We start from the raw sequence: 13,023 nt of genomic DNA on the forward strand, positions 1-13,023 counted from the left end.
GGACGCCCCCTTTAGACCGGATAAACCGGATGTTTTCGTCTCGTAAATGTCATCTCTTTAGAGGTATAAGCTTGTAATCTATTGCACAGTTCCGCTCTTAAACGGTCAAATGGGATGACGCCGTCGACAATCATTTCAGAGGCAAGCTCGTATATATTCATATCTTCCTGGTATTCCTTGCGTTTCTCTTGTATAAATGCGGCTCTTTCTTCGTCAGGCAGTGCGGCAATTTTATTCGCATAGACAGCATTTACTGCGGCTTCTGGTCCCATCACAGCGATTTGCGCCGATGGAAGAGCAAGGCAGCAATCCGGCTCAAAGGCAGGCCCTGCCATTGCATATAATCCTGCACCGTATGCTTTACGCACGATGACGGATATTTTCGGAACAGTTGCCTCTGACATAGCAGAGATCATTTTCGCCCCGTGCCGAATAATGCCAGCTTGTTCCACTTTTGTTCCAATCATAAAACCCGGTATATCTGCAAGAAAGAGAAGTGGAAGATGAAAGGCGTCACATAGCTGAATAAACTTGGCAGCTTTGTCAGCCGAGTCATGAAATAAGACGCCGCCTTTCACCCTCGGCTGGTTGGCAATAAGACCTACAGGCTGACCATTCATGCGGCCAAAGCCTGTGATCAGCTCTGCGGCAAACAGCTTTTTGATTTCAAAAAATGATCCTTCATCGATGAGTAAATCAATGAGTTGATACATATCGAAAGGTGTATTCTGACCTTTAGGGATGAGGTCTTGGATGGATATCTCAGATGATTTAGGTGCTTTTGCGGCTTTCGTTTTTGGTCTTTCCGTATAGTTGGCAGGCATGTAGGTTAAATAATCACGCGCGATTTGAATGGCCTCTTCCTCTGTTTTCGCTAATACATCTCCGCATCCAGAAATGCTGCAATGCATTTTTGCCCCGCCCATTTCTTCGAGTGATACTTTTTCTCCAATCACCATTTCGGCCATTCGTGGAGAGCCTAAATACATGGAGGCATTTCCTTCGACCATGACGACGATATCACAAAAAGCAGGGATGTAAGCACCGCCGGCCGCAGAAGGACCAAATAGTAAACAAATTTGCGGGATACGTCCAGACAGCTTGACTTGGTTATAAAAAATGCGCCCTGCCCCCCTTCTGCCTGGAAACATGGCGATTTGATCGGTGATTCTAGCACCCGCAGAGTCGACTAAATACAGCATCGGACAGTTGAGCTTCTCGGCTGTTTCTTGGATTCTAATGATTTTCTCGACCGTTTTGACGCCCCATGAGCCAGCTTTTACGGTAGAGTCATTCGCCATGACGCAAACTGTCTGTCCATTCATACGCCCCGTCCCTGTGACGACACCATCTGCTGGTAAATGTTCATCTTTACACTCTGCAAACATAGCATCTTCAATAAAAGAATCCTGATCCAATAATAACTGGAGCCGATCACGGACGAACAATTTTCCTTTTTCTTTGTTTTTTTGATGATATCGCTCGGACCCGCCTTTAAGAATTCGCTGTTTATTTAATTCATATTCCTCGATCATGCCCATTCCCCTTTCTTGCTAATTGCCTCTATAATGAGGCGTTCGTTTTTCTTGAAAAGCCTGAAGACCTTCTATTCGATCTTTTGTATGAATGAGACGCAAATAGGCTTCGTATTCTTTCATGAGACCTGTGTGTATATTGTGATCAAGACTAGAATGAATGGCTTGTTTTGCTTCTTTTAAGGCGATAGGTCCATTTTGAGCGATTTGTTTTGCGAGGGTGATGGCATCATTCATGAGTGAATCTGCTAAAGAGATGTGTTCAATTAATCCAATTTGTAAGGCTTCATCTGCTTGTAAGGAAGCGCCTGTGAAAATGAGCTCTTTTGCTTTACCGAGTCCGATCAGGCGCGGAAGTCTTTGCGTACCCCCGGCCCCTGGAATGATAGCTAGTCCTGTTTCTGGCAGGCCGAGTCTTGCTCCAGTTCTTGCAATGCGAAGATCACAAGCCAGTGCAAGCTCAAGGCCTCCGCCAAGTGCGTGTCCGTTCATGACTGCAATGACAGGTATAGGCAGGGATTCAATCTCAGTAAAGGTTTGCTGAATCGTAAGAACGGCTTCTTTGGCTTCTTCTTCTGCCATCAATCGTCGTTCTTTTAAATCTGCTCCTGCGCAAAAGACTTTAGAGCCAGCTCCTGTTATGAGCAAACAGCGGATGCTTTCATCGTGTTTGATTTCTTGAATGGTTTGGTTGATCTCCTCCAGCATCCCAGCAGATAGGGAATTTGCTTGTTCTGGTCTGCTTAAGGTCATGATGCCAATCTGCTCATCTTGTATCGAAAAATTGACCAATGATGTCATGTCATTCATCCTTTATTAAGTAGTATGAGAGTGAAAAGCACGTAAGCAGTGACTAGGCAGGGTTCGCTCTACTTTTGTTTCAATCCATTCTGCCGCTTTGATCAATGCAGGTAGGTCGATATTTGTTTCAATCCCCAGTTTTTGAAGCATATGCACCACATCTTCTGTCGCCACATTCCCGCTAGAGCCAGGTGCATATGGACAGCCGCCAAGCCCGCCGCTAGAGGAATCAAATGTCGTGATTCCAGCCTTTAATGCCGTGTATATATTCGCAAGCCCCATCCCCTTCGTGTCATGAAAATGAAGAGCGATTTTATCAGCAGGAAAGCGTTCAAGTAAAATGTCTAATCGTCTTTCTACTTGCAGCGGATGGGCTTCTCCGATGGTATCACCGAGTGATATTTCATCGATGCCATAGGAGAGCAGAATATCCGTTAACCGTAGCACTTGATCCATTGATACTTGTTTTTCATAGGGGCAGCCAAACACGGTAGAAATATACGCGCGAGTGTTCCTTCCTTCTGCTTTTAAATCTGCTGTCATTTGTTTGATGACTGGAAGGGTTTCGTGTATAGATTGATTCATATTCTTCTTGTTATGTGTTTCACTCGAAGAGATAAACATAGCACCTACGTCAAGATTTGCTTCAAAAAAATGGGCTAAGCCTTTTTCGTTAGGAATGAGTGCTGCATAGGTGGTATCGTCTTTTTTGTTTAAGGATTGGGCTAATTGTTTGGCGTCCTTTAAGGCTGGAACCCATTTAGGATGGACAAATGATGTGACTTCAATATAAGGAAGATGGGATGCTGCTAGTAAATCGATCCATGCTCGCTTCTCGTTTGTGTCCAGCCAAGCTGATTCATTTTGCAGTCCGTCCCGCGGGCCGACCTCTCTGATAAGCACACGTTTTGGTAATGCCATTTGGCTTCCCTCCTATTCTGTCAGCTCCAGTAGCACCTCTCCTTCATCGACAAATTCACCCTCTGCCTTATACACTTTGCTAATCACACCTGCCTCTTCTGCAACGATTGGAATCTCCATTTTCATCGATTCTAAGATGGCGACTTCCTGCCCTTTTTGTACTTCATCCCCTTGTTTTACAAGAAGCTTCCATAAGTTCCCGGCCATTTGTATCGTGACGGTTTTCATGAACGGTTTTCCTCCCTTTTTTTCATCAGAAAATCGGTTGTGATCCTTCCATGTAAGAAAGCAGATGATCCGGCCATTTCCCTTAAAAGTGGTAAATTCGTTTTGATCCCTTCTATTTTATATGCTTGTAATGCCGCTTTTAATCGTTCTATTGCGAGTTTTCGTGTATCACCGTAAACAATCATTTTGGCAATCATTGGATCGTAAAATGGAGTAATAACGCTCCCGTTTGTCACACTTGACTCATGGCGTATATACGGGGCGACAGGTGTAGAAAGTGTAGTGATTGTACCTGGTGATGGATAAAATGTGACTGGATCTTCAGCATAGATTCGCACTTCGATGGCATGCCCAATTTGATGAATATCCTCCTGATTAAAGGAAAGCGGCTCTGATGCAGCGATTTTCAGCTGCTCCTCGACAAGGTCAATTCCTGTGATTTCTTCTGTGACAGGGTGCTCTACTTGCAATCTCGTGTTCATTTCTAGGAAATAAAACTGTTGATTTTGATCAACTAAACATTCAATCGTACCAGCATTTTCATAGCCAATCGCTTTGGCTGCTTTGACGGCCATTTGCCCCATCTGATGTCTCACCGATTCATCGAGACAGGCGGCTGGTGCTTCTTCAATGATTTTCTGATGTCTTCTCTGGAGTGAACAGTCTCGTTCAAATAAGTGAACCCCGTGGCCGAAGGAATCAAAGAGGACTTGAATTTCAATGTGCCGCGCGTGTTCAATCACCTTTTCCATATACAAAGTACCGTCGTTGAAAAAGCTTTGTGCTCTTTTTTGATTTCCTTCAAACGCTCTGTACAGCTCCTCGTCACTTCGAACGAGCTGCATGCCAATTCCCCCGCCTCCGCTTGATGCCTTTAGCATGACCGGATAACCGAGCGATTGCGCTTTATTAACCCCTTCATCTGCGTCATGCAGTGGGGCCGATACACCTGGAACGATTGGGATGCCCGCTTGTTCCATCGTCTTTCTCGCTTGAATTTTATTCCCCATTTGCTGAATGACTTGTGCAGTTGGTCCAATAAAGGCTATTCCTTCGTTTCGACAACGATCAGCAAAATCGGCGTTCTCTGATAAAAGACCATATCCAGGATGGATGGCATCTGTATTTGTTTGTTTGGCCACCTTGATGATCGCTTCCACATTTAAATAGCTTTCAGATACTTTTGCGCCTCCGATTGGAAATGCGCTATCTGCTTCTTGCACATGAAGTGCATGCTTATCTGCTTCTGAATAAACGGCGACTGTTTTGATCCCGAGCCGTTTACAGGTCCGAATAATTCTACGAGCTATTTCGCCTCGATTGGCGATCAGTACTTGTTGAAACATCGCTACCTTCACTCCTTTATTAGATCAAGCGCCTGCTTTTTCAGTCGAAATTTTTGAATCTTTCCTGATGCGGTCATTGGATACTCATCTGTAATGAAAAAATATTTCGGGATTTTGTAGCGTGCCATTTGGGACTGACAATAGCTGGTTAATGTCTCAATCGTGACCGTACTCCCCTGTTTGAGCCGAATAAATGCGGCTGCTTCTTCTCCGTATGTCTCGTCAGGAATACCAACGACCTGTGCGTCAAGAATGGCCGGATGAGTGTAAAGAACATCTTCAATCTCTTTTGGGTAAACATTCTCTCCGCCTCTGATGATCATATCTTTCAGCCGGCCTGTAATTTTCACATAGCCGTCATGATCCATCTCAGCTAAATCCCCCGTATGAAGCCACCCGTCCTTATCAATGACTTCATTTGTTGCTTCTTCATTTTTATAGTAGCCTTTCATGACATGATAGCCTCTTGTACACAGTTCCCCCTGCTCTCCTCTCGGCACCTCACTCGATGTGCCTGGTGCGACGATTTTCACTTCGATGTGAGGAAGCGCCCGCCCGACCGTTTGAACTCGTCTTTCAAATGGATCATCGGTTCTTGTTTGAGTAATGACAGGTGAGCTTTCGGTCTGACCATAGGCAATCGTGAGCTCCCTCAAACCCATTTTTTCAATAACTGCCTTCATCACATGAGATGGGCAAAGTGAACCGGCCATAATACCCGTTCGTAATGTGGACAGATCATAATGGAGAAAATTCGGATGATCAAGCTCTGCGATGAACATCGTCGGGACGCCGTGAAGAACGGTGCACTTTTCTTTTTCAACTGTTTGAAGTACTCGCTCTGGATGGAAAGATTCAACCGGGATGATCGTTCCCCCTTTTGTCAGACAAGCAAGCACGCCAAGAACAGAGCCAAAGCAATGAAAGAAGGGTACTGGGATACACATTCGGTCTTGTTGGGTGAGTTTCATACAATCTGCGATTTGACTGGCATTGCAGACGATGTTGGTATGACTGAGCATGACTCCTTTTGGATAGCCGGTTGTACCTGAGGTATATTGCATATTAATGACATCATCTGGGGACAGCTGATTCATTCGTTTTTCCCATTCGTGCGCCTCCGTTCTTTTGGCAGCAACTTGTATGCTGTCCCAGCTACGCATGCCGTTTGGTACGTGCTGGCCAATATATACGACACTTTTTAAATAAGGAAATGATGCGGCTGATATCTCATCTTGATTAGCTGTTTGAAGCTCTGGGATCAGTTCTTCAATCATTCTGACATAGGATGTCTCTTTGAACCCGTCTACGATAAACAGCATTTTGCTATCAGAGTGCTTTAGTAAATAAGCGAGTTCCTGTGATTGAAAATTCGTATTCACGGTGACAAGAACAGCTCCGATGGAGGCAGAGGCGAATTGCAAAATGAGCCATTCAGGTACATTTGGTGCCATGATGGCGATATGATCCCCCTTTTGAACCCCTAATGCCATTAGACCTTTACCTGTTTCCTTGACCTTTCTATAAAACGCTTCGTATGAATAACGTAAAGAACGTTCTGGATAAACAATGGCTTCATGTGCTGGGTGCTGCTCCTTTTTCTCTCTTAATAGGGAGCCGATCGTCTGTGGTTGAATCGACATCATTGCTTTCCTCCTTCACAAATAGTAAGCGTTTTCATTACACGATTACGCTAACAGTTGTCTTGCGATGACTAGCCGCTGAATTTCAGATGTCCCTTCTCCGATTTCCATCAACTTCGCATCTCTCACGAGTCGTTCAACACCACATTCTTTCATGTAGCCAGTTCCGCCGTGAATTTGGACTGCATCAAGACTTGCTTTTGTCGCCATTTCAGAAGCGAAAAGCTTAGCATAGGCTGCTTCCTTTGTAAACGGCTTGCCGTTATCTTTCAGCCAAGCGGCTTTCCATACCATTTGTCTTGCGAGCTCTATTTGCATCGCCATATCCGCCAGTTTAAACTGAATGGCTTGAAAGGATGAGAGGGTCTGCCCAAATTGCTTTCTTTCTTTTGCATAGGAAAGCGAGGCGTCAAGTGCCGCTTGCGCGATTCCAACAGATAGGGCGGCAATCGAAATTCGTCCCCCGTCTAATGTATATAAAAACTGCTTGAAGCCTTTGTTTGGATCCCCTAATATATGATGCGCTGGTACACGTACGCCGTCTAAAATGATTTCAGCAGTATCTGATCCGCGCACCCCCATTTTGTCATATGGATTTGTAATTGATAGCCCTTTTTGTCCTTTCTCGACAATGAAGGCTGAGATGACCGGGCGGCCGTGCTCATCATGATCCGTAACAGCGGTAACGATAATGGTTCTGGCAAAATTGGCATTTGTGATCCAGCACTTCTCCCCGCTGATGATGTATTCTTGTCCGTCTTTAATCGCTTTTGTTTTCGTTCCTTTTGCATCTGATCCTGCGTTTGGTTCTGTTAATCCGAAGGAACCGAGTGCTGTTCCAGATGCTAGCGGGACAAGGTGATCCATCTTTTGCTCCTCTGTACCGAAATAATAAAGCGGGCTTGCACCTAAGGAGACAGCAGCGGCATAGCTAAGACCTGTACTTGCACACTGTTTTCCGATTTCTTCTACAGCCAGCGCATACGATATCGTATCTCCACCCGAGCCTCCATATTTTTCTGGAAAGGGTATGCCCATAAAGCCTAGCTCCCCCATTTTTTGAAATGTTTTGACAGGAAATACTGCCTGTTCATCAATCGTTTGAGCGAGCGGTGCAATTTCTGCTTTTGCGAATTCTTTGACCATCTGACGGATCATTTGTTGTTCTTTTGTTAATTCGAAGTCCATCTTGCTTCCCCCTTTGCCTCTTCTCTATCATATTTATTAATCAAGTCGCTGCTTCATGCCAAGCTTGATTGAATTCAGAAAATTAAAATAAGAATAGTAGAAAAAAAGGAAATGAAAAAAGCATAAATGAAAGAAAGTCCTCATTCATGCTTTTTTCGTTATTTTACTGTTTTTGTAGAAGGCTTGCTTTCATGATGAAGGCGATTAAGAGCCGTTACTTTGTAGGTAGCACTCTTCTTCTCGTTCAATGAAATGTCTTTGACGGGTGTCATTGCGCCTTTTTCTTTTCTGACTGTTTGCAGTAATTCATATGTCCCTTTATTCGTCAATCGATAGACCGCATAATAGGATGCAGTAGAATGTGGGTCATTTTTGATCTGTAAAGCCGCACCACCCGCTGTTTTTTTCACAGATTGGATGATTGGTTTTTTTGGAGCTTTCTGATGAAGCCACGGCATTTCTGGGATGAGAGCCGGTTTGCTATATGTCTCCTCTATTAATCGATCCTTTACATTCAAAGGGTTACGATTGATATCTTTTAGACTAAAATGCATGCTTCCCTGCACGAGTGGAGATTCCCTGTTCAGCTTGATTTGGCGAAAATATTCCTCGGGATCAGACCAAGCGGGGTCACTGTTTTGATTGATTTTATAAGTCGCTTGACCAATGTATAGGTGAACGGGCTCTCCCTTCACTTCATTTGACCACCATTTCGTCAATACATCATAGGCGGCTGCCGGAAAACCGATGCTCCAGTAAATTTGTGGAGTGACATAATCGATATTGTGCTGCTGAATCCACTCTCTTGTATCAGCATACAAATCATCGTAATTGGTCATCCCCGCTGTGGTGTTTGAACCAGTTGGATCGTCTTTTATATTGCGCCATACCCCAAACGGGCTAATGCCAAATTTCACATACGGCTTTTCTTTCTTAATAGTTTCGTTGATTTGCTGCACCAATTGATTCACATTATCTCTTCGCCAATCTTCTATACGCGTGAATGTCTTTTTTCCATATGTTTCATACGTTTCTTGATCTGGAAATGGCACACCTGCAATTTTATACGGGTAAAAATAATCATCCATATGCACCGCATCAATATCATAGTTCTTCACGACTTCTTCTATGCCGCCTACAATGAAGTCCTGAGCTTCAGGAATGCCTGGATTGTAATAAAGCTGATTTCCGTAAGCAATCGTCCAATCAGGATGTTTTTTTGCAGGGTGATCGGCTGATAGCCGGCTGAGGTCTGTATGGTTCATTGTGATTCGATAAGGGTTAAACCAAGCATGAAACTCCAGGCCTCGTTTATGTGCTTCTTCTATCATGAATTCAAGCGGGTCATACCCAGGATCTTTCCCTTGCGTTCCGGTCAAATATTCTGACCACGGTCCGTATGCCGAAGGATAAAAGGCATCTGCTGTTGGTTTAATTTGCATGATGATTGCGTTCATATTCATCGCTTTGATCTCATCTAACAAATGAATGAACTCTTGTTTCTGGTCTGCGGCAGACAGCCCTTTCTTTGAAGGCCAATCCAAGTTATAAACCGATGCGACCCAAACTGCACGCATCTCCCTGCTGCTTTCAAGCTTCCCTTTTGGCATGGGACGGGCTAGACTACTAGATGGAATCAATAAGAATACAAACATCAAAATCAGCGTCAGAAACATCATACTGATCTTTTTCAGCATGTTTTGCATCACCTCATATCAAGTTTATTCTGCGATTTGTGATGGAATGCCAGCAGATGGTGTAAGCAGGATGTTTTTCATTTCATTAAGCTGCGCTTCAGGTACTTCGCACGCTTCGATTAAATACCGCTCTGCACTCCCGTATGTCTCCATCATCTCGCTTAGCACATCTTCAAGGTAATCTTGCTGCACACCAAGAAGCGGCTGAATTTGTTCTTTTGATACCCGGTATAAACTCATCATTCGGACAAATCGTTCCTGCCTTCTGACAAGCATTTGCACTCCTTCATTGGAGCGCATGTATTCACTTAAAACGGTATGCACCGGTACACCGGCTGCTAATTGAATAAGGGCAGATAAAAAACCCGTACGGTCCTTTCCGCTCGTACAGTGAAGCATAAGCGGATAATTGCTTTCGTCTGAAAGTAGTGTGAACAACTGCTGAATCTCTCCTTTACGCTCGGTGAGCATGGTTTGATATAAATCTTTCATGATCGCCGTAAATGAGAGAGACTTCCCTTCTGCTACCAGCATACGAAACATAGCCCATTTACTAGGCATCTTACTGTCAGGCTGCATGGGGATATGGATGATTTTGTCGTGTTCCCTGATCTTTGGCGGATGTGATTTACGTTCTGAGGTTGTACGGAGGTCGCAAACGGTTTGAATCCCAAGCTTCGAGAACATCGCAATATCTTGTTTCGTGAGGCGGGATAAATCTGCGGATCGATAAATCATTCCCTGCTTGATCAACATCTCATCTGCTGTTTGAAGTCCTCCTACTTCTCTAAAATTTGCAAGCTTTGAAAATGGGTTGTTTGACTGATTCATAGAAGTTAAAGTCCTTTCCTTCATTTTTCCTATCTCTATCATACGCTTTTATAGAAAAGGAGAAAAGAGAAGCAGACGACCTGATCTTCATGTAAGAGGAATTATTGGTATAATGAAAAAAAGACATTCGGATTGATTGGAGATTGTAGCATGATAAAAACAAAACGGATCCAGCAAATCAAAGAGTATGTGTTTGACCGGGAATCTGCCTCACTTGATGAGCTTGTAGCGCATTTTGGCGTCTCCAAAAACACGATACGCCGAGATGTACAAGCATTGGTTGAATCCGGCGTGCTAAAGAAAGTATATGGCGGTGTGGCTGTGAACCACTCAACGTTAGTGGTGTATCAAGAGCGTAAGACACGTCAGCTGAGTAAAAAACAATTGATCGGTCAGAGCGCTGCCGCTTTTGTCGAAAATGGGGATAAGATTTTTGTTGATTCTGGTACGACAACCCTGGAGATGCTTCCCTATTTGACTGAGAAACAGGTAACCGTTGTGACAAATAATGTGGACTTCATCACACAGGCGATGCCTTATGAAAATCTCACCATCTTTTCCACCGGCGGGATGCTTGAGCGAAAAACGAATTCTTTCGTTGGCTATCAAAGTGTAGAGCGTCTAAAAGCATACAATGTGAATAAAGCGTTTATTGCGTCAACTGGTTTATCCATTGATCACGGCGTCACGAATTCTTCCCCGCTTGAAACGGATATTAAAAAAACACTCGTTCAAAAAAGTGCAAAAACGTTTTTATTAGTCGATGATAGTAAATTTGATCATTATGCTCTGACCACCTTTTGTGACTTACAAGATATTGATGTCGTCGTGACCAATAAAGAGCCGAATGAAGAGTATCTTCAATATGGAAAAGAGCATGATGTGCGGTTTGTCACGCCTTCATCTTAAGAGACACGAAAGCTTGTAACCGTTTTCCAACGGTTCAAAACAGAGGAAAGAAAAAAACGGCTCAGGAATTTGAGCCGTTTTTTGAATCATTCATCTCAAGCTGCATGATTAAGTGGAATAAATATCGGTACATTGCCGAGATCACGTCTATGAAAGGCGTATCTTCTTGGATGTCATCAAGCTCAAGAAGCTGTAAATTCACATCGAACAAGCCGTCTTGTCCATTAAATTGAAGCTGAGCACCATTGAATGGCGACAGCATTTCCTTTAGAATACCCGTGTCTTTTTTAGGCCGTTTTAATCCGAATAACACAGTATACGTTTGAAACACTTCGTCCCATTCAACGGCTAATCCATCGACCTTCACCACATCAAACCACTTCGATTCGATATAAATGAATTCTTTTTGTTGTTTTTTCACATATGTAAGCGGTGTGTTTAAAAATGAGGAGGCTTCCGTTTGAATCATTTCCTCTGTTTCCTTGTCCACACGCTCTATATATACATCGGCAAAGCGTGCTTCTTCCTTTATTCTTGCACCTTCTAACGGCCAATTGTGACGCGCCGCTTCGTCATATTCAAAGTCCGTCAGCGCCTGCCCTTCTTTCAATACATCTTGTAAGCGATTTTTAAGCGACATGGCTTTGTCTCCTTTCATCTACTTCATTTGCGTTTATTATTTTAGCATAACACACGAAAAGAAAGATATGTCCCAGTATATGATGGTATCATAGTGTAAAAAGAAATATCTCGGAGGGGTACGTTTTGCTCACAATGACACTGGCAGAAAAAATCGTAGACGAGGTCAAAAAAGTGCTGACTGAGGAAGTCATCATCGCACAAACAAACGGTACCATCATTGCGGCAACAGATCCCGCACGTATTGGTCAATTTCATGAAGGGGCCTATCTTACGTCCTTTGAAGGACAGAAACGAATCCTTACAAAAGACGACGAAAAGCATATGAAAGGTGTCAAAGCTGGTATCAATCTGCCTATTTACTTTGAGCAAGAAGTCATTGGTGTGATTGGGATGACAGGAGATCCTGTACATGTGTCCCCTTTTGGCGAAATATTACGAAAAATGACTGAGCTGCTCATACAAGAACATGAATTTTTTCAAGAGTCTGAAACAGATGAACGGCAGCTTGAAGCGTTTGTGTTCGACTGGCTTCATTTGCCGGAGACATCCATTGATATCATTGAAAAAGCGCAGCGGCTTCAGCTTGATGTCCAAAAGCAGCGTGCAGTTGTCCTGATCGATTGTCAGGATGAATCATTTATGAAGCAGGAGCAATATAAAGCGATGAAGGCTGTGCTTCATCTCACAAAGCAGGAGATCATCGTGCGCTGGGGACATGCGCGTTTTTTGCTGATGCTGCAAACAACTGCGGAAGGTCGTGACGCTTTGCAGCAGCGCCTTTTTCACATGCATGCCTCGCTCTCAGCGCTATCCACGTCGAAAATATTGATTGGTACGGGGAAACCAGCGGCTTCTCATTTGATGAAGCAATCTTTTCATCAAGCCTTTCGTGCATTAAAATTGGCGCATGCTGATACACCGATTGTGTTTGATGAAGATTTGACGCTTGAGCTTTTTATCGAAGAAGTTAGTCAGGAAACAAAAGAAGTGTTTCTTGATCGAACGATTGCGCCCCTTCTCCCCTATCCTGAACTGGTGAAAACATTGCGGATACTCATGACATCAGATTACTCATTGAAATACACCGCAGAAGCGATGCATGTACATATCAATACACTGCATTACAGGTTAAAACGAATCCAAGATTTAACGACACTTGATCCAAAACGCATGCAAGATGCGATGCTCTTTTATTTAGCATTGATGCTGCTAGATCATGATACAAAAAAACCAACAAAACAGCCAGATATTTTGTAGAATCGTCCATAGGCATGAGGCGGTT

The 13,023-nt window shown here is 43.7% G+C and carries 12 protein-coding genes; 2 read left to right on the forward strand and 10 right to left on the reverse strand.

What is annotated here, in order from left to right:
- Positions 1 to 11 precede the first annotated feature (11 nt).
- The 9 genes from C6W18_RS00760 to C6W18_RS00800 all read right to left on the reverse strand — a co-directional run bounded on the left by C6W18_RS00760 (position 12) and on the right by C6W18_RS00800 (position 10,190).
- A complete protein-coding gene (locus tag C6W18_RS00760) occupies positions 12 to 1,535 on the reverse strand; it encodes an acyl-CoA carboxylase subunit beta (RefSeq protein WP_105925369.1) in 1,524 nt (507 codons plus the stop codon).
- Between the two features lie 18 nt (positions 1,536 to 1,553).
- Positions 1,554 to 2,336, reverse strand: a complete 783-nt coding sequence (locus tag C6W18_RS00765) for an enoyl-CoA hydratase (protein WP_105925371.1) — start codon at positions 2,334 to 2,336, stop codon at positions 1,554 to 1,556.
- Between the two features lie 15 nt (positions 2,337 to 2,351).
- Positions 2,352 to 3,257: a hydroxymethylglutaryl-CoA lyase gene (locus C6W18_RS00770; RefSeq protein ID WP_105925373.1), complete on the reverse strand. Its 906-nt coding sequence runs from the start codon at positions 3,255 to 3,257 to the stop codon at positions 2,352 to 2,354.
- A 12-nt stretch (positions 3,258 to 3,269) separates the two neighbouring features.
- Positions 3,270 to 3,485, reverse strand: coding sequence for an acetyl-CoA carboxylase biotin carboxyl carrier protein subunit (locus C6W18_RS00775; protein ID WP_034322699.1), 216 nt, complete (start codon positions 3,483 to 3,485; stop codon positions 3,270 to 3,272).
- Entirely contained in the window at positions 3,482 to 4,831 is a 1,350-nt protein-coding gene (locus C6W18_RS00780) for an acetyl-CoA carboxylase biotin carboxylase subunit (protein WP_105925375.1), read from the reverse strand. The genes C6W18_RS00775 and C6W18_RS00780 overlap by 4 nt, the downstream gene beginning before the upstream one ends.
- A gap of 8 nt (positions 4,832 to 4,839) precedes the next feature.
- Positions 4,840 to 6,477, reverse strand: a complete 1,638-nt coding sequence (locus C6W18_RS00785; RefSeq protein ID WP_105925377.1) for an AMP-binding protein — start codon at positions 6,475 to 6,477, stop codon at positions 4,840 to 4,842.
- Between the two features lie 42 nt (positions 6,478 to 6,519).
- Positions 6,520 to 7,662, reverse strand: coding sequence for an acyl-CoA dehydrogenase family protein (locus C6W18_RS00790; RefSeq protein ID WP_105925379.1), 1,143 nt, complete (start codon positions 7,660 to 7,662; stop codon positions 6,520 to 6,522).
- Between the two features lie 158 nt (positions 7,663 to 7,820).
- Positions 7,821 to 9,359, reverse strand: coding sequence for a glycoside hydrolase family 10-like protein (locus tag C6W18_RS00795; RefSeq protein ID WP_105925381.1), 1,539 nt, complete (start codon positions 9,357 to 9,359; stop codon positions 7,821 to 7,823).
- 24 nt (positions 9,360 to 9,383) lie between these two features.
- Positions 9,384 to 10,190, reverse strand: a complete 807-nt coding sequence (locus C6W18_RS00800) for a tyrosine-protein phosphatase (RefSeq protein ID WP_105926355.1) — start codon at positions 10,188 to 10,190, stop codon at positions 9,384 to 9,386.
- A 150-nt stretch (positions 10,191 to 10,340) separates the two neighbouring features.
- Between C6W18_RS00800 and C6W18_RS00805 the strand changes: the two genes are divergently transcribed.
- A complete protein-coding gene (locus C6W18_RS00805; RefSeq protein WP_105925383.1) occupies positions 10,341 to 11,099 on the forward strand; it encodes a DeoR/GlpR family DNA-binding transcription regulator in 759 nt (252 codons plus the stop codon).
- Between the two features lie 61 nt (positions 11,100 to 11,160).
- Here the strand turns inward: C6W18_RS00805 and C6W18_RS00810 are convergent, their stop codons facing one another.
- Positions 11,161 to 11,739, reverse strand: coding sequence for a hypothetical protein (locus C6W18_RS00810; protein ID WP_034322685.1), 579 nt, complete (start codon positions 11,737 to 11,739; stop codon positions 11,161 to 11,163).
- 125 nt (positions 11,740 to 11,864) lie between these two features.
- Here C6W18_RS00810 and C6W18_RS00815 point away from each other — a divergent pair, with 125 nt between their 5' ends.
- The gene (locus C6W18_RS00815) at positions 11,865 to 12,998 is read left to right on the forward strand and encodes a CdaR family transcriptional regulator (protein ID WP_034322682.1); all 1,134 of its coding nucleotides are present in this window, start codon (positions 11,865 to 11,867) and stop codon (positions 12,996 to 12,998) included.
- Positions 12,999 to 13,023: the final 25 nt, after the last annotated feature.

Source organism: Bacillus sp. LLTC93 (assembly GCF_002993125.1).
Lineage (GTDB): Bacteria > Bacillota > Bacilli > Bacillales > Bacillaceae > Bacillus > Bacillus zhangzhouensis.